Genomic DNA, 21,506 nt, shown 5'->3' with positions numbered 1-21,506 from the left:
AGGCTATAACAATAGCTCGATTAGTGATTGTTCTTTTCGATCAGAACAACCGCATAACAAGCAATACCTTCTTCGCGCCCGGTAAAGCCCAAACGCTCGGTGGTGGTGGCTTTGACATTGATTTGCGACAAATCCACGTGCAAATCAGCTGCAATGGTTTCAACCATGTGGGGAATGTAGGTTGCCATGCGTGGAGCTTGAGCAACAATGGTCATGTCTGCATTGGCCAACTTCCAGCCCAGTTGATTGAGCTTTGCATAAACCATACGCAACAGTGCACGGCTATCAATATTGCGGTATTGCATATCAGTGTCAGGAAAATGCTTACCAATATCGCCTAGGGCCGCCGCCCCCAACAAGGCATCACACAAGGCGTGCAACAACACGTCACCATCAGAGTGGGCGATCAGACCCCGCTGATGAGGAATAACAACACCACCTATAACAATTTTATCGCCATCGCCAAACGCGTGAACATCGTAACCATGACCAATACGCATAGACATATTTTAATTCCTGCTAAAAACAACTACATAACACTAGGTATTTTGTTGCAATAAAAAACTGGCAATTGCCAAATCATCAGGATAGGTAATTTTTATATTGCTGCTGCGACCTTTCACCATCAACGGCTTATAGCCAAAGGCCTCGAGCGCGGATGCCTCATCCGTAATAGTTTTACCTTCAACTAATGCACGCTGCAAACAATCATGCAATAAGCCCAAACGGAATATTTGCGGAGTTTGCGCTTGCCATAAAGCACGACGATCAGTTGTAGACAGGATATTCCCATCGCTGACCATTTTTAAGGTATCGCTGACGGGCACCCCAAGAATACCGCCAACGGGATGATCCGCCACACCGCGAATGAGCAATTCAATATCCACCGGTGTAATGCAAGGACGCGCGGCGTCATGCACCAAAACCCAGTCGTATGGCTTCGCCACAGAGGTTAACGCAACCAATGCATTCAGGACTGAACCAGCACGCTCTGCTGCACCCGCAACATCATAAATGGCGGGATGATTGGCAATAGGCAACTGCCGCCAATAGGTATCATCTGGACTCAATGCCACATAGACACCAGCAACGCCATGAACGGCCAATAACCGGGACAAGGTATGCTCTATAACCGTTTTATTTAACAGCCGAAGATATTGCTTGGGACAATCAGCACCCATACGCGCACCAATGCCCGCGGCAGGCACTACCACCCAATAAGCAGGGGCTTGCTGATTAGATACTGTCATTGAATGCAATCTGTGTAGAGGGTTTTATCCAGGTTGATAAAAAATTATTTTTCGTCATCGAGGATAATAAAAAAAGTTTCGTCTTTTTTAATCAGACCAATGTCATTACGTGCGCGCTCTTCAATAGTGTCCAAGCCTGTTTTTAGCTCTTCCACTTCAACATCAAGAATGCGATTGCGCTCACGCATGCGATCAATTTCAGCTTGCTGTAGTTTAATCTCATTTTCCAGCCGATGTGCATGCGCAAGACTGCCGTCACCAATCCACAATCTGTATTGCAGATAGCTCAGCAAAATTATCAGCACCAGCAGCAGCCACTTCATAAGTTCAATCAAATATTGCCTGAGACATTAAATAATTCATCAACACACTAAAAACAAAGGCCGATGATTCGGCCTTTGTTTTTTCACGCAGATTACGACTTGAATTCTGCGCGGCCTTTGTAAGGAGCAGCAGCACCCAATTCGGCTTCAATACGAAGCAAACGGTTGTACTTGGATACGCGGTCTGAACGGCAGAGAGAACCAGTTTTGATCTGCCCAGCAGCAGTTGCCACCGCCAAATCAGCGATAGTGGTATCTTCAGTTTCACCAGAGCGGTGAGAAATTACCGCAGTGTATCCTGCGTCCTGTGCCATTTTGATCGCATCCAGTGTTTCTGAAAGCGAACCAATTTGATTGAACTTAATCAGGATGGAGTTAGCGATTTTCTTATCAATACCTTCTTTCAAAATTTTGGTGTTAGTAACAAACAAATCATCACCCACCAATTGGATTTTGTGACCAATTTTTTGTGTCAAGTCAGCCCAACCAGCCCAATCGCTTTCGTCTTTACCATCTTCAATAGAGATGATTGGGTATTTAGCGGCCAAATCAGCGAGGTAATCAGAGAATTCGTTGGTAGTGAACACACGGCCTTCACCAGCCAGATCATACTTACCGTCTTTGTAGAATTCAGTTGATGCGCAATCCAATGCCAGAGTAACGTTGTCCCCCAACTTGTAACCGGCTTTTTCAACAGCGGTAGAAATCACTTTCAGTGCATCTTCATTGGATGGCAGGTTTGGTGCAAAACCACCTTCGTCACCAACAGAAGTGCTCAAGCCTTGATCGTGCAGGATTTTTTTCAGGGTGTGAAAAATTTCCGCGCCCATACGCAATGCTTCAGCAAAGGTTTTTGCACCAACGGGCTGAATCATGAATTCCTGAATGTCCACGTTATTATCAGCATGCTCACCGCCGTTAATGATATTCATCATAGGCACAGGCATAGAGTACTTACCTGGAGTACCGTTCAGGTCAGCGATATGTGCATAGAGTGGAACTTTTTTGGAGATTGCAGCTGCTTTGGCGTTTGCCAAGGACACTGCCAAGATTGCGTTTGCACCCAACACAGTTTTAAAGTCGGTGCCATCAGCTTTGATCATGGCATTATCTAGCGCGCGCTGATCCAATGAATCCATACCCACTACCAGATTTTTAATAGTGGTATTGATGTTGTTAACAGCCTTCAAAACACCCTTACCCAAGTAGCGTGATTTGTCACCATCGCGCAATTCCAATGCTTCGCGTGAACCGGTAGACGCGCCAGACGGTGCAGTTGCAGAACCAATTGAGCCATCATCCAAAATTACTTCTGCCATTACAGTGGGGTTGCCACGGCTATCCAAAATTTCAAAGGCTTTAATATCAACAATTTTAGTCATTCATCTTCTCCAGAGTAGATTTCCAAAAAATTAGTTAATGTCGAGTGGTGGAAAGTTTTTCACCAAATCGTCAATTGCTTTCATTTGCTGCAAAAATGGAATGAGTTTATCCAGTGGTAGCGCACTAGGTCCGTCACATTTTGCGTTATTAGGATCAGGGTGCGCCTCAAGGAACAAACCTGCCAGCCCCACCGCCATACCGGCACGCGCTAATTCGGCTACTTGATGACGACGACCACTGGAGGCTGCGCCCATGGGATCGCGACACTGCAGGGAATGGGTTACATCAAAAATAACCGGTGCGTTACCGCTCACCTCGCGCATGGTGCGGAAACCGAGCATATCAACCACCAAATTGTCGTAACCGAAGTTAGTGCCGCGATCACACAAAATAATTTGCTCATTGCCACATTCGCCAAATTTTTCGACGATATTTTTCATTTGACCCGGGCTTAAAAACTGCGGCTTTTTAATATTAATAACTGCGCCGGTTTTCGCCATAGCGACAACTAAATCCGTCTGACGCGCGAGAAAGGCCGGCAGCTGAATTACATCACAGACATCCGCCACTGGCTGACACTGATCAATTTCATGAACGTCAGTGATCACCGGAACATTAAAGGTTTGTTTGATTTCCTGAAATATTTTGAGGCCCTCTTCCAGACCCGGACCACGGTACGAGTGAATAGAGGATCGATTCGCTTTGTCAAAGGACGCTTTAAATACATAGGGAATACCCAACTTGCCAGTTGCCTCTACATATGCCTCGGCAACCTGCATAGCCATATCGCGGGATTCAAGTACATTCATTCCGCCAAACAAAACAAAAGGGAGTGAATTCCCAACTTGTAAATTGCCAATTTTTACGACTTGTTGTGACACATCTATTCCTTTTTAACGCAGGATATTTCTTGCAGATAAAAGTAAGGGCGCAATAAATTGCGCCCTTACCGCTTATTTCTTATTAGCCAGTGCCGCCTTTACAAACGCAGTAAAGAGTGGATGCCCGTCGCGTGGTGTAGACGTAAATTCCGGGTGGAATTGACATGCGACAAACCAGGGGTGATCGGGAATTTCAACCATTTCCACCAAGGTATCATCCGCTGACCAACCACCAATTTTTAGACCGGCTTTTTGCAACTGATCAACATAATTGTTGTTTACTTCATAGCGATGACGATGGCGTTCAACAATCACATCTGCACCATAAATATCGCGTGCCTTAGAGCCGCTAACCAAGCGACACTCCTGAGCACCTAACCGCATAGTGCCGCCAAGGTCAGATGACTCATCGCGCTTTTCTACTTCACCTTCCGAGGTGATCCATTCAGTAATCAAACCGATAACCGGATGCGGAGAATTGCGATCGAACTCAGTGGAGTTAGCCCCTTTCAGACCCAACACATTGCGCGCAAATTCAATAACAACAGATTGCATCCCCAAGCAAATGCCAAGATACGGAACCTTGTTTTCACGTGCGTATTGCACCGCCATGAGTTTGCCTTCTACGCCGCGCTCACCAAAACCACCGGGAACCAAAATAGCATCTGCATCTTTTAAAATGCCAACGCCTTCATTTTCAACACGCTCGGCGTCAATGTAATTAATATTAACTTTAGTATGGGTATGAATGCCGGCGTGAGTCAGTGCTTCAATGAGTGACTTGTAGGCATCCAGCAATTCCATATATTTACCAACCATGGAAATGGTGATGGAATTGACGGGATTAAGTTTGCCTTCAACAACCTTGTCCCACTCGCTCAGATCGGCCTCGCGGCATTGCAAACCAAGCAATTCAACAACGATCTGATCCAAACCATAGCTTTGTAGCAAGCGCGGGATAGAATAAATGGTGTCTGCATCGGGAAGCGGTACAACGGCGCGTTCGGCAACATTAGTGAACAGCGAAATTTTGCGGCGCGAATCTTCATCCACCAAACGCTCGGAACGACACAACAGAATATCAGGCTGCAAACCAATGGAACGTAATTCTTTTACTGAGTGCTGAGTCGGCTTGGTTTTGGTTTCACCAGCAGTGGCGATATAAGGCACCAAAGTGAGGTGCATTAGCAATGCGCGCGTGCCCATTTCAACTTTGAGTTGACGCACAGCCTCCAGGAAGGGTTGCGATTCGATATCGCCTACCGTGCCACCAATCTCAACCAAAGCCACATCGACATCGCGACCACCTTCAAGAATGCGACGCTTGATTTCATCGGTGATATGCGGAATAACCTGCACGGTTCCGCCCAAATAATCACCACGGCGCTCTTTGCGCAATACAGTCTCATACACGCGACCGGTGGTGAAATTATTGCGGCGTGTCATCTTGGTGCGAATAAAACGCTCATAGTGCCCCAGATCAAGATCGGTTTCGGCACCATCTTCAGTGACAAATACCTCTCCATGCTGAAAAGGGCTCATGGTCCCCGGATCTACGTTAATGTAGGGGTCCAGCTTCATGATAGTTACTTTAAGGCCACGCGCCTCAAGAATAGCTGCCAGAGAAGCTGAGGCGATGCCTTTGCCCAATGAAGAAACAACACCACCTGTTACGAATATATAGCGCGTCATGTAAAACCTGATTAACTGTGAAAATGCGGAGCGGATATGGAGATAAATGCCTACAACAGCACTCTTTGCGAGGCTTGGGGATTTATCGTTCAGGACGGGGCGCCAGAGTAACAGAAAGCCCCTTTCGGCTCAACGAAAAGCTGGGATTGGGGTATGAAGCGACGTTAGTAAAAAAGGATGGGATGACATAAATTGCAGGTAACAAGCGTGCACTCGCCACTAACTGATTAGTGTTTATTCAAGAAATTGGCGCTAACAATAATCCGTATCGACTGCATTAAACGCCTGTTGGATATGGCGACTGGCAAAACCTCTGGTCTGCAAAAAACGCATCTGCCGTGCGCGCTCGCGCTGATCATGAGGGATTTGATTGCCAAAACGCTTGCGACGGGCATCACAAGCTAATGATTGCCATTCGGCATCCGACTCATCCAGACAAGCTGCAATAAGCTCTGCACTGATACCACGCTCACGCAACTCAAGACGAATCAACTGGCTGCCTTTACCCTGCCGCTGACGCATGGCAATAAACGCGGTAGCAAAACGCTCATCGGATTGAAGATTTTGTTCAATCAATGCTTGAATAACCGAGTCAAGTAAGCATGGCCAAGCCGAATACTTGCGCCCGAGCTTCTCCTTTAACTCTTTAGCGGAATGTTCACGCATTGCCAAAAAATTCATGGCGGCAAAACGTATATCAGATGGTTTCGGTGATTCTGCTTCCATAACAACAAAAGCCTTAATAAAAATGGCCGCAAAAAGCGGCCATTAGACTAACTGACAACAATTAATTCACAGGAGGAAACTGCGCCAAGACCTCCACTACAGCGTTGCTCAATACTTCACGCTGCTGTTGTGGCGCCATACTGCGACTCAGACGTTTCTCTGATACACCGCGCCAAATAGGCTTATCGGTTTTGGCATCCACGATATCAATAATCAAACTGCCCTGATTATATACACGCAAGCCGGTATTGGTGCCCAAAAAGTAAGGGCGTGGATAGCGATAACCTACGCCGTAATAACCGAAACCATAGATATCGTTGTAACTGCGAGGATCTATTTTTTCCTCAACCACTACATGATAACTGACAATAAAGTCTGGCTTTGAACCAGAAGCACCCTGCTGGTAGCGCTTACCCAGTTCAGATTCAAGCGCCGCATGTATATGACTTAATGTAAAAGGTGAAATCAGGATATCTTCTTTAGAGTCCTGCTTGGTTTCTGCAACACTGAATGTTTTCAATGATGCAAAATCAAACCCGGCCTGATGATCAGTTTCAACATAAGGCTGGGAACTGCAACCGGCAAGAAACACGGCACCTACCAATAAAACCCAATGTGATATTTTCATAAATTACCTCTTGCTCTTATCAAGCGCGATTGTGAGATTCACAGTAACAATTTACTAATACGCAGCTTAATGGAAACCAAACACCTTGGCGATACATTCTACGAATTGCTATCTGCCAGCGCCTTAGGGAAATCACAATAACCGAGCTTATAGACAACAAAAACCCCCATAACATTCCTGCTGATGGGGGTTTTGTACAGATCATTACAAATTACATTTCTACATCATCGGTCACTTCTGCACCACCGGCACTTAGAGATAGTGCGGGCGTAGCAAGAAGTTCGGTGCGCACGCGCTGCTCAAGCTCTTGCGCAATAATCGGATTTTCCTGTAAAAATTTCATCACGTTGTTTTTACCCTGACCAATCTTGTTGCCTTGATAGCTATACCAGGCACCCGCTTTATCAATCATGCCCAACTTAACGCCGTAATCGACCACTTCACCCATACGGTTAATGCCAGAACCATAGAGAATTTGGAATTCAGCTTGTTTGAATGGCGGTGCAACTTTGTTTTTCACCACCTTCACGCGAGTCTCAGAACCCACAACTTCCTCACCCTCTTTCACTGCACCAATACGGCGAATATCCAAACGTACTGAAGCATAAAACTTGAGTGCATTACCACCGGTGGTAGTTTCGGGGTTGCCGAACATAACGCCAATTTTCATCCGGATCTGGTTGATGAAAATCACCAGGCAGTTAGCGTTTTTAATATTACCAGTGATTTTACGCAGCGCTTGCGACATTAAACGCGCTTGCAAACCCACGTGATGGTCACCCATTTCACCTTCAATTTCAGCGCGTGGTGTCAATGCAGCAACTGAGTCAACAACCAGAACATCCACTGCACCGGAACGTACCAGCATATCGGTCACTTCCAGAGCTTGTTCGCCGGTGTCTGGCTGGGAAATAATCAAATCTTCAACATTGACGCCGAGCTTGGAGGCATAGATAGGGTCAAGTGCATGTTCGGCGTCAATGAATGCGCAGGTCCCACCCATACGTTGAGCTTCAGCAATAACCTGCAGAGTCAGGGTCGTTTTACCAGATGATTCAGGACCATAAATTTCAATAATACGGCCCTTGGGTAAACCGCCAATGCCGAGAGCGACATCCAGCCCCAAGGAGCCAGTTGAAATGGCAGGAATGGCGACTTGTTCTTTGTCGCCCATACGCATTACGGTACCTTTACCGAATTGACGCTCGATTTGACTTAATGCAGCCTGCAGGGCCTTCTCTTTATTCGCATCCATCTGACACCTCAACGTAACAATAGTGAAAACTGGTTATAGAATCTTTTTGTGGTCAGCCACTAGGCAACTGACTATGAACATAGCATACATGAAAAAGCTGTATGCGCAAACAGTACTAGTAATTTATACAGTATTTTTTTTGCTCATCGCCAGAGCGCCTTCCAGAGCGTAAATTACCGCGCCATGTTGGACGGCCGCCCTATCTCCATCAATAAGTTGCATATCCGTTTTCAGATCACCCGCCGCTGTCGCCCAGGCAAACCATACAGTACCAACCGGCTTACCCGGTGTAGCACCGCTAGGGCCAGCAATACCACTGATGGCCACTGCGAGATCCGCCCCCGAAAGCGCCAATGCACCGCGCACCATTTCCACAACAACGGCCTCGCTTACTGCACCTTCTATATCCAGCGTTTGCGCGCTAACGCCCAGTAGTTTTTGTTTGGCGACATTCGCATAACTCACCACGCCGTATTCAAACCACGCGGAGCTACCGGCGATGGCAGTAATTGCCGCCGCTACACCACCGCCAGTACAGGATTCAGCGGTGGCGATTCGCCAGCCAGAACGTTGTAAACACGCTCCCAACTCGCGACTAAGCTCACCCATTGATTTGTGCATTTTGCACCCTTTGTCTGACATAGGAATCAACTATCTACCAGTTAATCATCCATCGGTTAATTATCGGCCTGCTCCACAGTGTTCACCGGTTCAATTGGCACCAATTCCAAGTGCAACCCGCTTTTAGTCACCATGACGGATGGGCTGCGCCCCGGTGTTTTTACCGAGGGCGGTTTGTTCGTCGCAAGCTCTGCCTGCGCCATAGCGGCTGCCAGCTTTTTGCGCTCGGCGATTTTCTCCAACTGCTGCGCCATTTGCCGGCACTTGTCGGCTTGCGCTTGCATGTTGGGCAGCTGTTCCAAAATGGTGGATAACAAGTAATAGGCCTGGGGCAATTCGGCGTAATCCGGGAATTGCTTGTGCATGCCGTTAAGTAATTTCACCGCCAGTGCAACATCGCCCTGCTGTTTTAACGAGCTTGCCAGTTGTACGCGCAGTGCGGGTGCGTCGGGTAGAAAGTCCGGCGCGATCAAACGTATTTGTTTGAACACCGGCGTGAGTTTGTCGATGCGTTTTTTGCGATTGAGAAAGTGCAAATAGGTCGAGCCGAAATCCGCCATCAGCGCGTTTTTTTTGCAGGTGTACAACAGCTCAAAAAATTGATCAAAAAAGCGCGCATCGTTGGGGAATTGTTTAAAGGCTTGATAATAAAGCGTCACCACCCGCTCGTAATCGCCCTCTTTTAACAGCACTTGAATTTGCGCCGCTAAACGATCTGCCGCCTCACGTTTGGGTTGCTCCTCCTCTTCATCGCTGCGTGCGCTGTAACCCAGTTGGTCTTGATACTGGAACAGCATGTAGCCCATCAAGTGGAATACCACCAGCGTGTAATAGCTGGAGACCATGGATTGAAACACGTAGGACACCGCCGGAAATAATTGGCCGATCCATTCCTGCAGCAAACCAACCGAGGTCATCATGATCAGGATAAACACCATCAACAAACCGTAGGGCAAACCAATCGCGCCGATTAACGCCAGCGCCGCCATAGGGTTAATGGCCTCCAACATACTTTCCGTTTGCGCAAAACGAATCAGAATTGCCGGGAAACAAATCACCACAATAAAACCCAGCAAACCACCAACGGCTGGGCCAAGGTAATTCGCCGCCGCGCCCACCAATAACACCAACACTACCGTGATCACCAACAGCTTTAACAGCAGGCTAATACCACCTTGATAAGCATCCAATACATCCGGCGCTTTCATCTCGCCCAGCGCGGTGTGCTCAAGGCAGGTCAAACTGTATTTGAGCAGCGCACCGGCAGCGAATAAATACAGCAGCAGCGACAAAATCCATAAAAACGGCATGAGCATCGCCAGTACCGAAGCGATGGAGGTAATCACAATCAAACTCATGGATGAGGCATTGAGTGGATATTTAAACGCCTCAGGCAACCGCCGCCAAAATGGTTCGGCTTTGTTGCCCGAACCCAGGCTTTCCAGATTGTGACCGCACACAAAACAACGCGCGAGCACTGGCTCGTCGTCCACGCAGTGATCGCACTGGTGCACCTTGCACTGTTCACAATAGTAAGTCGCACCGTCCAGCGGATGATATTTACAGTAATGCACGCTCGGCTCCCTGTGCGGTGGTTGTAGAGAATTGTACTGCGAGTTGTTCGTAGTGATTGCGTTTAGTCATATCGCGCAAGCGCAAAAATGCTGCCGCCAATTTAGTCGCCAACACACTCATGGCGGGATTAGTGCAGCCCTTTTGCGTCAGTTGGATAAACAATTGCTCCGCCGCGCGCGGATTTTCCAGCGCCGCAAATTGCATGGCTAATTTTAGGGCGGCACTTTCAGTTAAGGATTCATGTACATCCGGGTTATCCACCCACACCCGCTCCAGTTTTTTAATCTGCTCCGGTGTGAGTAAGGGCAAGGTCAGCAGTGTAATCACTGCTGGGTTTAGCGCCGCACCGCGTTCAATTTTCAACAGGTTGTAGCGAATCATCACCAACTCAAATTGATTGCCTTGCGCGGCGATAAGCCCATCCACTAATTGCAGTGCGCGTTCAAAGCGGAATTTTTCGATGGCTTCATAAATCTCGGCCATGGTTTTTTGCGCTGGGTCTACACCCTGCTCGTTATTAATATAAGCGTCATTAAACAGCGAGCGATTCAGCAGCCACGCCGCACCAATTAATACTGCACCCGCGATAAACCCACCGGCGTGCGCCATAAAGGCGACGTTGGAATCGGTATCGGTTTGGTATTGGTAAATTTCCTTGCCGATATAAAACGGCAAAATCAGCAGCGCGGGCGCGCGAAAGTAACCCACCAAAAAGAAGAACCAATAAAAGAATTCGATCTTCTTAAAGCGAAACACCGCGAGGTACATGGCCATCACCCCTGAGATAGCACCCGAAGCACCGATCAACGGCTGGCTACTCGTCCAATCCGTCGCCACCTGCGCAAAACCTGCGCCCACACCCGACAGCAAATAAAATAGCAAAAACCGCCAATGCCCAATCGCCGCCTCTACCGCAAAACCGCACACAATCAGGAAAAACATATTGCCCAGCAAATGCATAATGTCGCCATGCAAAAACTGGTGGGTTAAAAAACTGGGGATGGATAATTTATTGGCCTGCAAACCATTGGCGACATAACTGAGCGACTGAATCAGCCCATGCAAGCGCGCCCGCTCCGTAACCCACTGCTCAAAACGATCCGGCGTGAGGTAACTGCGCACGTTGGTTTGCAAGTAGTGGTAAAAATCCTCGCGCATCAGCAAGTCGGCAATTATGTAGTCGTACTCGGCCTTGGCATATTGGCGGCGATACTCCTCCAACTGCGCATCGCCCTGCTCCTCCAGGTACTTCTCAAAAATCGGCCACTCGTCCTGAATAAAGCCCTGCGCGTGATAGCTGCTAATGGCCTCCACAATTTTGGGGGTATCACTGCTTTGGTACAGGAAAAACACCATCACATTGATAAACACCAAGGTGCACAGCACAAGGGGCGCATGGCGCCAATCGAGGGACTTTTCAGTAGGGACAATGATCATTTGTTATCGTACATTCCGTTTGCGTGTGTGAACCAGCGCAAATACTAACCTTGAGCACACGCAAAGTCGATGCAGACCCAACCCGTTATTCCACCGGAACAATTGGCCAATTATTGAACGAATAAAAGGTACCGAATATTAACTATAGGTTTTTGCCGAGGTTGTTTATATAATCCCGCCCGCACGTCCCTGTAGTTTAATCGGATAGAACGTATGCCTCCTAAGCGTATGATGTGGGTTCGATTCCCGCCGGGGACGCCATTTTTTCCTTCGTAGTATTTCCCTTCTGCTTCACCCCAAACAACACAGCTTAAAAATTAATTTATTCGGTTATGCGTAGCCTGTATGAAGCCTAGCGGAATACGGGGTTTTATTGTTTTTTTTTAAAAACACCCAACCGCGATAAATTTCCAAGGCACAAACAAAATTTGAAGCACCTCACTCTTTTTAAAGGGTTGGATAGTAGAATTCATGCCGTTCTTAAACATCACAACAAAGGATCACCACACCATGAATGGTAATAAAATCTGGGTTATTGACCACAAAGCCTCATTAACTGCTTATTCCCCAATGAATATTGATGGATCTGATTGGATTCTTGGGGTTTATCTAGTTGCTGCTGACTCAGCCCAAACAGCCCAAGAGAAATTCGATTCTTTTCTACAACAAGAGGAAATGGAATTAATTGAAATTTTTGATGTTAGCCACTTTGAAGAAAGTAAATTTAACGACAGTTCCAATAGAAGCAAACAAATTACCAATGCAAACCGGCTAATTTGCGAGCAAGGAGGCGACTGTTATGTTTTTGCCAGAACGTCTGAATCATTAGCGCAAGGCGCAGAGGGAGATAATCAAAATGACTAAAGAGAAAGGAGCTCTAACGATTGCTGAAGGAAGCCCAGCCTACAAAACCGATGCAGATATTATTTTCAACAACGGCAAAGACAAAAAAGATTTTGTATTAAGAACTTGCTATGACGATATAAGTGTATGGAAGTCTAAACACGGCATTTCCATATCGGGTTTCAAAGATAAAAGTGTATCGCCACAAAAATGGGCAGCGAAAATAGACAAGGATTATTGGGTTTTTGGCGTAGACGCCCAAAAACCTGATGATATTTTTGCAGCCGTAAAAATCGGCATGCGTTGCTACAACGTTAAGGCATCCGATTTAATTAGCGATATTTATGTAAAAAATCTCAATGTCGAAAATGAACACCAAATTGGCCGCGACGCGATAGTTAACGTCAATCAAAAGCTTTATGAAGTCGTTTGCAAGGCAATTGTTCAAGCCGCAAAGCTATTAGGTGTTCAAGGCATATTAAACTTTCATGTATTCAGCAATATTAAAAATCCAAAAATCCCAATGGAATCACTGCATAAAGCACTGAAAGATGGAGGCGCAGAATCCGTAGTCACCGATGAAACGCCTCATAAATTTAATGTAAGCAGCAATGATGGACGCAGGGTATTTGAAAATTTAATTAGCCATTTTCATTTAGCAAAATTCAGACTATAAAGGCCGTCGCCTCCTCAAAAACTAAACGTCGCCGCAAAAAAATACCCAAGGGATACTTGGGTATTTATAGGGGGTGGAAGATGAAGGACTCAAAACGGCCATTTGCGGACGTTGGTGATAGGTTGCCCGGCAAGAGAAGAATGATTTTGATGCCGAATCTACCGATTCGTTACCACAGTCGCTTGTTAGGCAACTATTTTTCATTCTTGCGTATATGATCCATGGCCACACTCCATTGCTTAATAACATCAGCGGTAGGTTTTGTAACCGTTAACTCGAAATCAGCAACAGATTTTTTGTAGAACGAAATAATCTTAGCTCTTTCGCTTTCAGCTTTGAATCGCGCATCTTTGGCTGATTTTCGGCTAGAAAAACTATACTTGCGACCGCTATCAGTAAACTCAGAACTCCATGTCTGAATTACTCCGCCCATATCCCCAGATCCGTAAGAAAGTTCAAAGTAATCATCTTTGATAATCCCCACTTTTGCTATCCGAGACTCAAGACTCGAGCGAATCTCCCTTATATTAATTTCTATGAATGCGACAGCTTGGCGATAAATTCTCTCAAAGTTCCTAACCTCACCTTCAATGTTGAGATGTTTGCGCAATACAGCAACACATAACAATTTCACATTCACTGCGTATACATATGCAGTAATGCCTTGGCTTCCTACAGCTTCCAAAATCGATACTGCATATTGAGCTTGGGTATCTGCCTCATATAGTCGATGAGGGTGTTCAGGAGATTCAGAAAATTGACTAAGTAAGTCAAGACAACCAGAAACCTTCCCTCGCACTTCAAGTATGGTTTGCTCAGTCAGACTTCTCGTTATGTGGCGCTTAATCTCATCAACTGCAGCAGCGATGATTTTAGCAACATCAGCTTTAGTAAGCGTTGATTCTTTTAGAACTGATGACAATAGCTTTCCTGCAGCATATTTCCCCAATTCCATGGCTCCGGCCTTCGCTAACATCGCCCATGGAACGGCAACCAACTTAGCACTTGCATCAGATACTTCTACTAAATCGTAATATTCTGGATGATCCATATATATGTCCTTGATTATGCCCTTGTGGATAAAGGTCGTTTGTGAAGATTGAGCGAGTATTACCTAACGAGGCTGTAGAAAAACCCATTAACCACTAAATGTTCCTACAGCCAATTGATTAAGAATGGTGATCTAAAAGGCTTTTTGCTCATTTTTATCCCGAATAAATAGAAATTATACTTCTGCCTTAGGCCCAGCTGATTCAGTCTGGGTACATTGAAAAACCTTCAGATCAATTACATCGCATAACAGCCAAAAGCGGACATTGACTTAGAAGACGAAATCCTCATCAAGATAACTCCTTTCTATAAAATTATGGTCACTTGTACTTGCGGCTTGAAAAACAGCTTAACGACAACAATTTTTTCTTTTTCTTCCTGATCCGCAGTAACAATAGTCGTATCCGCCTGTATGCTTTTTAGCAAGATCCAATATTTCAGGATACAGAACAGCCGCTCTACGTTCTATTTCTCGTACATCTACACTTGATACTATTCCTATGTTATTTAATCTCAACTGATCCAATTCCCTTTCTAGACTTAGAAAATTTTCCAGAGATCTATTTTGAACGAGTGCTACAAAATGCGTGGGTAGAAAAGTATTTTTAATTAAACCTTCAATGGAGTTGTCTGGAGAGAAATTTAAGTTATCCAGTTTGTATTCGTTTGGTGTCACGCAAAGCAATGATTTATCATCTCGCGCCACGACTGCATGAGCTGTTTTTTTCAAAACAACATTGCCGAGACAGGAAAATATCCAACCGAATTGAATGTTGCCTCCATTAATCTCAACATAACTTTTCACATTTTTCAGGCAACTGAGCGGCAAAGATCCTATTTGAGGTTCAATGGGTACACATACAATATTTGATATGGCAGCTCTTTTAATGATTTCTTTGGAGATGGAAGGCAAATTAAAGTAATTCATCTATGTACCGCCTTTTATCTTGGATAGTTTGTACTTTAACCAAATTTAGCTTTATCAATATATAGCTCGGAGTTCAACCATCAACACAAAAGACAAATCTATTAATTTATGCTGCCCTAATTATTAAAAATCCGTTTAGGGAGAAATATGTAATCTCACTTTTCTAATACTATTGGCTCACGGTTTCTACGGAATTCAATGGCTTAATCACATATTCAGCTCCGCCATCAATATCATGTAACTCATAAGAATTTGCAGGGAGCCCCTTAAGGAGTTCAGAAATATTAACTTTTTCATCACGGATATTATGGCTGCGTGAAATTGCCAAAATAACTTGCTTACCAATTCCTGCCGATTTCTTTATCAATTCCTTCATGCTGTCTGGTCTCATTTGATGCTGCCCAGGTTCATCCATAATTAAAAATCCTGGATGACGCACGCCCTCAATTAATAAAGCCATGTAATAAGCCCAAATTGACCTAACAAAATCACTAGCAGATGAAACAAATCTAATATATTGAGGCTCCTTGTCCAAGAAGACCGTTGGCAAAAGGCCTTTGTTCGAATCTTCTGATATTGAGATCGCTGTTACTTCATTGCTGCGGTAACCGAAATCTTTTATCAGATCTCTAAAAATCTTCCGAAATTGCTTTATCTTCTCTTCATCAGATTCAATATTTGATTTCAACTCTTTCTCTTCTTTGGCTGCCAAATCAAATTGAACGCTATACAATTTCATCTTTTCCTTGGAGCTGTCAAAAGCCTCTATAAATGAATCTATCTCGGAAAGTTTGTGACGTAACTCTGATTGAACATCGAACTCTGCTCTAATTGCCTGAAAAGATGGTGCCGAAATATCAGAATAAACACTATCCAATTGCTCTCTTTTTAGTCTAATGCTTTTTTTATAAAAAGCTATTGCGGCATCATATCGCTCTATGACCTTTGATGAGGCCTCGATATATTTTTCGTACGTATTTTTCTGTGATCGTAAAAACGCCATTGATTTTCCAATCTTTTCATCGGTCAACAACTCGTCTCTCTTGTTACTAATGCTACTATCACAAACAGGACAATGTGCCCTTGTAATTTTTTCCCAAGTTCGGTTTGTAGTTAGTTTTTGAATATCTTGAAATCCCTGCATGTCAGCTACGACATTTGCTAGGGCTTCTTTATAGTCATTGAATTTTTTTAGCTCTTCTTCATACCCATATGATACTTCACGTTCTTCTTCGATATATCTATTAAGTCCTTCTTGGATCTCATCTTTCAATTGAAAAGCATACTCTGATCGGATGTGAGAGCTCCCTATGGATTCAACCTTTTTCTCTGAATCTTCAAATAGCAAAGTCAGTCTATCTTGATACTCTTTAAGAGATATCTCTTTCTCACTTTGATCAATTGAGAAAATGGAAATTTTATTTATATATGACTGCGAGATGGGATTCTTGCGGTCAAAGTCAGAAAAATATAACTGTAACTTTTGCGCCCTTTCTTCTAATACACCAACGATTTTGGACCACTCTCGCTTTATTTCATTTTTTTCTTGTTTTAACCTGTCCAGCTTTACATTAACGCTCAAGGAGTTAAGTCCCAGGCAATATTCAATCACTTTTAGTTTCGGATCTTTAATTCCAAAAGATGGCATCATTGAAAAGAAATCTGACCAACCCTTTGTTTGCTCGATAAACGACAATGTAAATATATTTTGCATGTATAGCGTTTTGCTAGATTCACTTTCTATTCCTTCAACGGAAAACAGTTCTAATTTGTTAACTTCCGCCAGCCATTGAAAAAATCCTTGATCCCCATGATCACGGGGCGAGTGTATGAATTTTGGAAAATGGCTTTTCCCATCCCATATTTCTATTTCGTAAAATTTAGTGGATTCATCAATTTTGATATTTCTTGTTGCTGTATATTGATGGCCATTGGTAGCAGTAAAGACTAGCGAGCACCTCGATTCGTAAATCTGATGCGTAAATCCATTCCACATGAATGATTGATGCAGCGCAGGGCTTAAGGAATTACCTCCTTTACCTCCTATTAATTGCTCTAAACCTAAACAATAATAGATACACGAAAGCACTGTAGATTTTCCGCTTGAGTTGTCGCCCGTCAAAATGGTTAATCCATCCGAAAATTCGAATGAAAAGCCAAAATCTTTAATCCCTTCTGGAGTGTGGGCTTTGATTAAAGCGCTCACGTTATCAATCTTCATGTGGTCAACACCTAATTAGTGGTTTTTCAAATTTCTTTTCAGTAAATTGCATTCTTTTTAGATAGCTGATGTAGTTTTGAAATACATCCATATTTTCAAGACTTGAGACATACTCGTTTCCTTTATCAGTGTTTGATATTTTCATACCTGCTTTTTGATCTTCTTCAAATAGAACAAAGGATTGCGACTCGGCAATTACGAGTGATTTTTTGAAGTCGCCGCCTATGAACCATGGTTTTAGCGTTGAGAATGAAGTTATCGCATTTTCGTCGAGGACTATGGTTTTGTCGAAAATATACGCCAGCTTGGAGTAGGTCATACCTTTTGATGCTCCGCGGCAATATTTTAAAGCACTACATATGATACAAAGATGCAGATACATACTGCTGCTTGGAGCGCCTTTTGAAAGGTCATTAGCAATTGAAATATTTATACTCATTTCTTGAAATCCAGATTGCAGTTCGCTAAAAGCCTTGCTATTTCTCCATTTGCGATTACTGTTGAGTTTCGTTCCAATGGTGTCCCTTTTAAATGCAGCTGTACTTCTGCTCTAAATTCTTCCTTGATCTTGTGAAATCGTACATTGCCTTCATGCTCATCTTTCACTATGTAAGTCTGATTACCGGAAGCTAGCGCTGCTTTAGCTTCATTCACCCTATCTCGGTAGTCACTATTATTATCTACTTTCTCTCGTTCAATTTTTTCCCAGATCATTATATCTTTGATGAATCCATCAAGATGGCTTGGTTGCCAATCAGCTAAGAATATGTTCATTTTCTTTTGAAGATTTTCAACATCGCCGTATACGGTAGTCTTTCTTTGATTAATAAGTTCTTGTGTTACCTCATTCCTAATCTGCGAAACAGCTACGCCGAGAATTTTGTTAAAACCATAAAAATCTGAAATATTTGCGGAATATAGAATCTTTTCTTTTATGATCTGAATGGGAACGCAGTTCACTCCTGGAAACGAGTGAGAGCTAACTGAAATTACGATTCCCACGAAATAGATGGTGTCGTGATTGTTTATGAAAATTCCACTGCCCGAATACCCTTGCAAAACTTCAGCACCAGAGTCACCATCTACATTTGTATAAAACTCATTCGGGATTTTCATTTTAAATTTTGTATCTGATGGCGTATCTAGGTGGCATGGCCATATTGATCGGCAGTCTCCGCTTGTAGACCTATTTCTTCCTCTAAATATAAACTCAAGACCAGGAGCGTTAGTTTCACCGCAAAGAGCTACAACTGGTAGATCATTCAAAGGACTGCTTGGCTCAACTTCAAGAACAGCTACATCTATCTCCTTTTGAGATTGTGGTTCCCCTTCGACCCGGATTAGGTGTAGGTGAACATTACTTTCCATTATGAATTGAAACTTCGTTAAATCAGTGGTTTCAATATCACAACAAGATTGTCCATATAGAACGTGTGCTGCGGTAAATAAGTAATATTTATCGTTATGAGGTATCAGTACACCCGTTCCGCTGAATACATTTTTGTTAAAAATGCAAACACATAGTTTCGGTAGAATTTCTGGATGGTTCATTGCAAATGAATCTCTAGGCAGTTTTCAAATTCTATACGATACAACGCCATTTCCTCTTGGGTTGCTAGTACTCCATTTCTATTAGTAATTTCCTCCACTGGATAATTAAATAGAAAAGTTAAAGTTTCTGCTTCTGCCCTCTCTATATTCAATGCCAATTTTGCTATTAACTCTCGGCTAGGGTGACGGCTTTTAGATTTCCCACCATTAGTGCTAAAGATAAATTTGTTGCATGTTATAAGGGATATAAATTCATTGGAAATACTAGTTATACTTCCATGGTGAGAAAGCTTTATGTAATCAAAAACATATTTATTTTGGGTACTGTATCCTTCCTTTTTAAGGTATTCCGTTATCGTTTCCGGATGAGCATCTCCTAGGAAAAGAAGTTTTTTATTTTTAAATTTTAGTATGAAGGCAATAGAAGCCGCATTCACGAAATCAGCCTTCTTTGTTTTGAAGGAATCTTTTTTCTGACTCAAAGTTTCCATGTTTTCGATTTTTTCATTTATCGAAATTTCTGTTTCCGCTATCCAATCAGCTTTAACGGTGCGGTACATTGAATTAAAATAATTCACATCTTCGCTTGTAGGAGATATTATTTCCAACCAAATATCATCCTGGATAATTACCCGATCACCTTGAAGAAGACTGTGGTAGGGGATAGATTTATCTAATAATAGTTGTTCAATTGTAATTGCTTGGCGAATTGAGATTTCTCCGCTATTCGTAGCAGGAGCTGCGTAAGATTCAGGAGTGTTTATATAGACCTTTTCCAAACTAAATTTTTTAGGATAATCTTCAAGCAATGGAAAAACTCCATTAATGTGATCCTCGTCAACATGAGTTAAAATTATAAAATCCACTTCGGAGGTCAGTTTTTTTAACTCTCTGCTGTATGTCTGTTTGAATCCGCAATCAACTAAAAACTTCTTATCATTATTTTCTAGTTCAAAAAGTATGCTGTCACCGTATCGAGCCGGAAGAATTGTTATTTTCATAATTCCATTTTCCTCAGTTTTTACTTGCAACTTGATATCCACCTAAGTCCATCGATAGCGCAACCCTAAACTCATTTCATATTGGAAATTTAGGTGTCGTTTAACTAATAAGCGTCAATTGCGCTTCGTCAAAAATCAAGTTATTTCCTTCTCGTAAAGGTTGATGGCCGCAGTGTATTAGCAATCAAATCTCTTTATAAGGCCAACTTTTATCGCGCGAATGTCTGCTTTGGGCACTAACACGACCTTCTGCTATTTGCTTTGCGATATAGATCCACTTCGGTTAAAAATCACAAAGTACTGATTCCGCAAAAATTTGAATGCAGAAAAACACAAGCGAGGAAATTAAAACAGCGGAGAGAGTAACTACATCATCCGATGAAATAGTTCCTGTGGGTGAGCCTTGCTGGCAAGTCGCCCCATTGGTTTTTCTGGAGCATAAGCGATGCAAAGTGATTTGTGAATAACATCACATTACATTTATAACCGCATTAGATGTAAGCAGCCTGAAACGGCGACTGTTTGGGGAATAATTATTTTTATAATCAACAGGTTATTGGCTTTTGTACTCTGCAAACCATGAGCCTGCCATCATATTGACGATACAAACAAGAAAGCCAAAGCACCACACAAGACTGTCGGGAATATGACAATACAAAATCTATAACGAAGTGCTGCGCTGCTTATTTCGCCCGCGAGCACAGGAATTACTAGCCCTTCACAATAAATCCAAGTTACGAATATTATGGATACCCGCGTTCGCGGGTATGACGGGAAGAATATTTTATGGGTACTCGCGTTCGCGGGTATGACTGAAAGGAGATAAGTAATGAGCGATGCCATGTTATTTGAGGATGGGAAATTGCGTTGCCGTTGGTGCAGTGCGGCGCCTGAATTCCTCGCGTACCACGATAGCGAATGGGGCTTTCCCGTTGCCGATGATTTCAGGTTGTTTGAGAAAATCAGTTTGGAAGGTTTTCAGTCCGGCTTGAGTTGGCGGACGATTCTTGCGAAGCGGGAGAATTTTCGTAAAGCATTTGTGAATTTTGATTTCAATAAAATCGCCCGCTTTACCCCCGCCGATGTAGAGCGCCTGTTGCAAGATGAAGGCATAGTGCGGCACCGGGGGAAAATTGAGGCGGTCATTAATAACGCCCGCTGCGCGCAGGAGTTAGTTGCCACCGAGGGATCGCTAGCAAGTTTTGTGTGGCGTTATGCGTTGCCCGCGAATGCGCAGGTAAAACCACAATCGCAGTCCACTTCACCGGAATCGGTAGAGCTTTCCAAAACCTTAAAAAAACGCGGCTGGAAATTTGTCGGCCCCACTACTGTGTATGCCTTTATGCAGGCCATGGGGCTGATCAATGACCATGTGGATGACTGCATTGCCCGCAAAAAAGCAGATCGCGAACGGAAGACGTTTTTGGCAGAGTGGAACAAGAAGTAATCACCACGCTGCAACCCA

Annotated in this window: 21 protein-coding genes and 1 tRNA gene; 4 read left to right on the top strand and 18 right to left on the bottom strand. The window is 43.8% G+C overall.

Annotation, left to right across the window (positions count from 1 at the left end; all coding sequences use genetic code 11):
* Positions 1 to 20: 20 nt before the first annotated feature.
* From ispF to D0B88_RS11815, 12 genes are all read right to left on the bottom strand, one after another.
* Positions 21 to 500 (bottom strand): 2-C-methyl-D-erythritol 2,4-cyclodiphosphate synthase, encoded by a 480-nt coding sequence (gene ispF / locus D0B88_RS11870; protein WP_007640570.1) that lies wholly within the window; start codon positions 498 to 500, stop codon positions 21 to 23.
* A gap of 39 nt (positions 501 to 539) precedes the next feature.
* Positions 540 to 1,250: a 2-C-methyl-D-erythritol 4-phosphate cytidylyltransferase gene (ispD, locus tag D0B88_RS11865; protein WP_151057392.1), complete on the bottom strand. Its 711-nt coding sequence runs from the start codon at positions 1,248 to 1,250 to the stop codon at positions 540 to 542.
* 44 nt (positions 1,251 to 1,294) lie between these two features.
* A complete protein-coding gene (locus D0B88_RS11860) occupies positions 1,295 to 1,573 on the bottom strand; it encodes a septum formation initiator family protein (RefSeq protein ID WP_007640566.1) in 279 nt (92 codons plus the stop codon).
* Positions 1,574 to 1,665: 92 nt separating this feature from the next.
* A complete protein-coding gene (gene eno, locus D0B88_RS11855) occupies positions 1,666 to 2,955 on the bottom strand; it encodes a phosphopyruvate hydratase (RefSeq protein WP_007640562.1) in 1,290 nt (429 codons plus the stop codon).
* A 30-nt stretch (positions 2,956 to 2,985) separates the two neighbouring features.
* Positions 2,986 to 3,837 (bottom strand): 3-deoxy-8-phosphooctulonate synthase, encoded by an 852-nt coding sequence (gene kdsA / locus D0B88_RS11850; RefSeq protein WP_151057390.1) that lies wholly within the window; start codon positions 3,835 to 3,837, stop codon positions 2,986 to 2,988.
* A 72-nt stretch (positions 3,838 to 3,909) separates the two neighbouring features.
* Complete coding sequence (locus tag D0B88_RS11845; RefSeq protein ID WP_040391605.1) at positions 3,910 to 5,529, bottom strand: CTP synthase; 1,620 nt, start codon at positions 5,527 to 5,529, stop codon at positions 3,910 to 3,912.
* Between the two features lie 252 nt (positions 5,530 to 5,781).
* A complete protein-coding gene (locus tag D0B88_RS11840; RefSeq protein WP_225318348.1) occupies positions 5,782 to 6,255 on the bottom strand; it encodes a regulatory protein RecX in 474 nt (157 codons plus the stop codon).
* A 61-nt stretch (positions 6,256 to 6,316) separates the two neighbouring features.
* Positions 6,317 to 6,883 (bottom strand): DUF4136 domain-containing protein, encoded by a 567-nt coding sequence (locus D0B88_RS11835; RefSeq protein ID WP_151057388.1) that lies wholly within the window; start codon positions 6,881 to 6,883, stop codon positions 6,317 to 6,319.
* A 211-nt stretch (positions 6,884 to 7,094) separates the two neighbouring features.
* Entirely contained in the window at positions 7,095 to 8,138 is a 1,044-nt protein-coding gene (gene recA, locus D0B88_RS11830) for a recombinase RecA (RefSeq protein ID WP_007640549.1), read from the bottom strand.
* A gap of 123 nt (positions 8,139 to 8,261) precedes the next feature.
* On the bottom strand, positions 8,262 to 8,759 hold the full coding sequence (locus D0B88_RS11825) for a CinA family protein (RefSeq protein WP_151057386.1): 498 nt from the start codon (positions 8,757 to 8,759) through the stop codon (positions 8,262 to 8,264).
* 56 nt (positions 8,760 to 8,815) lie between these two features.
* Positions 8,816 to 10,333 (bottom strand): hypothetical protein, encoded by a 1,518-nt coding sequence (locus tag D0B88_RS11820; RefSeq protein WP_151057384.1) that lies wholly within the window; start codon positions 10,331 to 10,333, stop codon positions 8,816 to 8,818.
* On the bottom strand, positions 10,320 to 11,771 hold the full coding sequence (locus tag D0B88_RS11815) for a rhomboid family intramembrane serine protease (RefSeq protein ID WP_151057382.1): 1,452 nt from the start codon (positions 11,769 to 11,771) through the stop codon (positions 10,320 to 10,322). The genes D0B88_RS11820 and D0B88_RS11815 overlap by 14 nt, the downstream gene beginning before the upstream one ends.
* 185 nt (positions 11,772 to 11,956) lie before the next feature.
* On the opposite strand from D0B88_RS11815, the gene D0B88_RS11810 reads away from it, so the two are divergent.
* The 3 genes from D0B88_RS11810 (at position 11,957) to D0B88_RS11800 (ending at position 13,290) form a co-directional block, all read left to right on the top strand.
* Positions 11,957 to 12,032 (top strand) — tRNA-Arg (locus D0B88_RS11810).
* A gap of 249 nt (positions 12,033 to 12,281) precedes the next feature.
* A complete protein-coding gene (locus D0B88_RS11805; protein ID WP_007640450.1) occupies positions 12,282 to 12,635 on the top strand; it encodes a hypothetical protein in 354 nt (117 codons plus the stop codon).
* Complete coding sequence (locus tag D0B88_RS11800) at positions 12,628 to 13,290, top strand: hypothetical protein (protein ID WP_151057380.1); 663 nt, start codon at positions 12,628 to 12,630, stop codon at positions 13,288 to 13,290. Before D0B88_RS11805 ends, D0B88_RS11800 begins: the two co-directional genes overlap by 8 nt.
* Before the next feature lie 193 nt (positions 13,291 to 13,483).
* Here the strand turns inward: D0B88_RS11800 and D0B88_RS11795 are convergent, their stop codons facing one another.
* From D0B88_RS11795 to D0B88_RS11770, 6 genes are all read right to left on the bottom strand, one after another.
* Positions 13,484 to 14,341, bottom strand: coding sequence for a hypothetical protein (locus tag D0B88_RS11795; protein WP_151057378.1), 858 nt, complete (start codon positions 14,339 to 14,341; stop codon positions 13,484 to 13,486).
* 348 nt (positions 14,342 to 14,689) lie between these two features.
* The gene (locus D0B88_RS11790; RefSeq protein ID WP_151057376.1) at positions 14,690 to 15,268 is read right to left on the bottom strand and encodes a hypothetical protein; all 579 of its coding nucleotides are present in this window, start codon (positions 15,266 to 15,268) and stop codon (positions 14,690 to 14,692) included.
* Between the two features lie 169 nt (positions 15,269 to 15,437).
* Positions 15,438 to 17,489 carry a hypothetical protein gene (locus D0B88_RS11785; RefSeq protein ID WP_151057374.1) on the bottom strand — a complete coding sequence of 684 codons (2,052 nt, stop codon included), beginning with the start codon at positions 17,487 to 17,489 and terminating at the stop codon, positions 15,438 to 15,440.
* Between the two features lie 4 nt (positions 17,490 to 17,493).
* On the bottom strand, positions 17,494 to 17,928 hold the full coding sequence (locus D0B88_RS11780; RefSeq protein WP_151057372.1) for a hypothetical protein: 435 nt from the start codon (positions 17,926 to 17,928) through the stop codon (positions 17,494 to 17,496).
* A complete protein-coding gene (locus tag D0B88_RS11775; RefSeq protein ID WP_151057370.1) occupies positions 17,925 to 19,040 on the bottom strand; it encodes a trypsin-like peptidase domain-containing protein in 1,116 nt (371 codons plus the stop codon). The genes D0B88_RS11780 and D0B88_RS11775 overlap by 4 nt, the downstream gene beginning before the upstream one ends.
* The gene (locus D0B88_RS11770) at positions 19,037 to 20,041 is read right to left on the bottom strand and encodes a ComEC/Rec2 family competence protein (RefSeq protein ID WP_151057368.1); all 1,005 of its coding nucleotides are present in this window, start codon (positions 20,039 to 20,041) and stop codon (positions 19,037 to 19,039) included. Before D0B88_RS11770 ends, D0B88_RS11775 begins: the two co-directional genes overlap by 4 nt.
* Positions 20,042 to 20,870: 829 nt before the next feature.
* On the opposite strand from D0B88_RS11770, the gene D0B88_RS11765 reads away from it, so the two are divergent.
* Complete coding sequence (locus D0B88_RS11765; RefSeq protein ID WP_151057366.1) at positions 20,871 to 21,488, top strand: DNA-3-methyladenine glycosylase I; 618 nt, start codon at positions 20,871 to 20,873, stop codon at positions 21,486 to 21,488.
* The last annotated feature ends 18 nt before the right edge of the window (positions 21,489 to 21,506 follow it).

This window comes from Cellvibrio sp. KY-YJ-3, from assembly GCF_008806955.1.
In the GTDB taxonomy this organism is placed as follows: Bacteria; Pseudomonadota; Gammaproteobacteria; order Pseudomonadales; family Cellvibrionaceae; genus Cellvibrio.
This window is presented reverse-complemented; position numbering and strand designations above follow the sequence as displayed.

Excerpts from the sequence above, each read along its gene's own strand:
- D0B88_RS11790 (WP_151057376.1), bottom strand. The coding sequence starts at position 15,268 with ATGAATTACTTTAATTTGCCTTCCATCTCCAAAGAAATCATTAAAAGA.
- D0B88_RS11800 (WP_151057380.1), top strand. The coding sequence starts at position 12,628 with ATGACTAAAGAGAAAGGAGCTCTAACGATTGCTGAAGGAAGCCCAGCC.
- ispD (WP_151057392.1), bottom strand. The coding sequence starts at position 1,250 with ATGACAGTATCTAATCAGCAAGCCCCTGCTTATTGGGTGGTAGTGCCT.
- D0B88_RS11805 (WP_007640450.1), top strand. The coding sequence starts at position 12,282 with ATGAATGGTAATAAAATCTGGGTTATTGACCACAAAGCCTCATTAACT.
- D0B88_RS11795 (WP_151057378.1), bottom strand. The coding sequence starts at position 14,341 with ATGGATCATCCAGAATATTACGATTTAGTAGAAGTATCTGATGCAAGT.
- eno (WP_007640562.1), bottom strand. The coding sequence starts at position 2,955 with ATGACTAAAATTGTTGATATTAAAGCCTTTGAAATTTTGGATAGCCGT.
- recA (WP_007640549.1), bottom strand. The coding sequence starts at position 8,138 with ATGGATGCGAATAAAGAGAAGGCCCTGCAGGCTGCATTAAGTCAAATC.
- D0B88_RS11775 (WP_151057370.1), bottom strand. The coding sequence starts at position 19,040 with ATGAACCATCCAGAAATTCTACCGAAACTATGTGTTTGCATTTTTAAC.
- D0B88_RS11845 (WP_040391605.1), bottom strand. The coding sequence starts at position 5,529 with ATGACGCGCTATATATTCGTAACAGGTGGTGTTGTTTCTTCATTGGGC.
- D0B88_RS11765 (WP_151057366.1), top strand. The coding sequence starts at position 20,871 with ATGAGCGATGCCATGTTATTTGAGGATGGGAAATTGCGTTGCCGTTGG.
- D0B88_RS11815 (WP_151057382.1), bottom strand. The coding sequence starts at position 11,771 with ATGATCATTGTCCCTACTGAAAAGTCCCTCGATTGGCGCCATGCGCCC.
- D0B88_RS11825 (WP_151057386.1), bottom strand. The coding sequence starts at position 8,759 with ATGCACAAATCAATGGGTGAGCTTAGTCGCGAGTTGGGAGCGTGTTTA.
- D0B88_RS11860 (WP_007640566.1), bottom strand. The coding sequence starts at position 1,573 with ATGAAGTGGCTGCTGCTGGTGCTGATAATTTTGCTGAGCTATCTGCAA.
- ispF (WP_007640570.1), bottom strand. The coding sequence starts at position 500 with ATGCGTATTGGTCATGGTTACGATGTTCACGCGTTTGGCGATGGCGAT.
- D0B88_RS11785 (WP_151057374.1), bottom strand. The coding sequence starts at position 17,489 with ATGAAGATTGATAACGTGAGCGCTTTAATCAAAGCCCACACTCCAGAA.
- D0B88_RS11770 (WP_151057368.1), bottom strand. The coding sequence starts at position 20,041 with ATGAAAATAACAATTCTTCCGGCTCGATACGGTGACAGCATACTTTTT.
- D0B88_RS11780 (WP_151057372.1), bottom strand. The coding sequence starts at position 17,928 with ATGAGTATAAATATTTCAATTGCTAATGACCTTTCAAAAGGCGCTCCA.
- D0B88_RS11835 (WP_151057388.1), bottom strand. The coding sequence starts at position 6,883 with ATGAAAATATCACATTGGGTTTTATTGGTAGGTGCCGTGTTTCTTGCC.
- D0B88_RS11840 (WP_225318348.1), bottom strand. The coding sequence starts at position 6,255 with ATGGAAGCAGAATCACCGAAACCATCTGATATACGTTTTGCCGCCATG.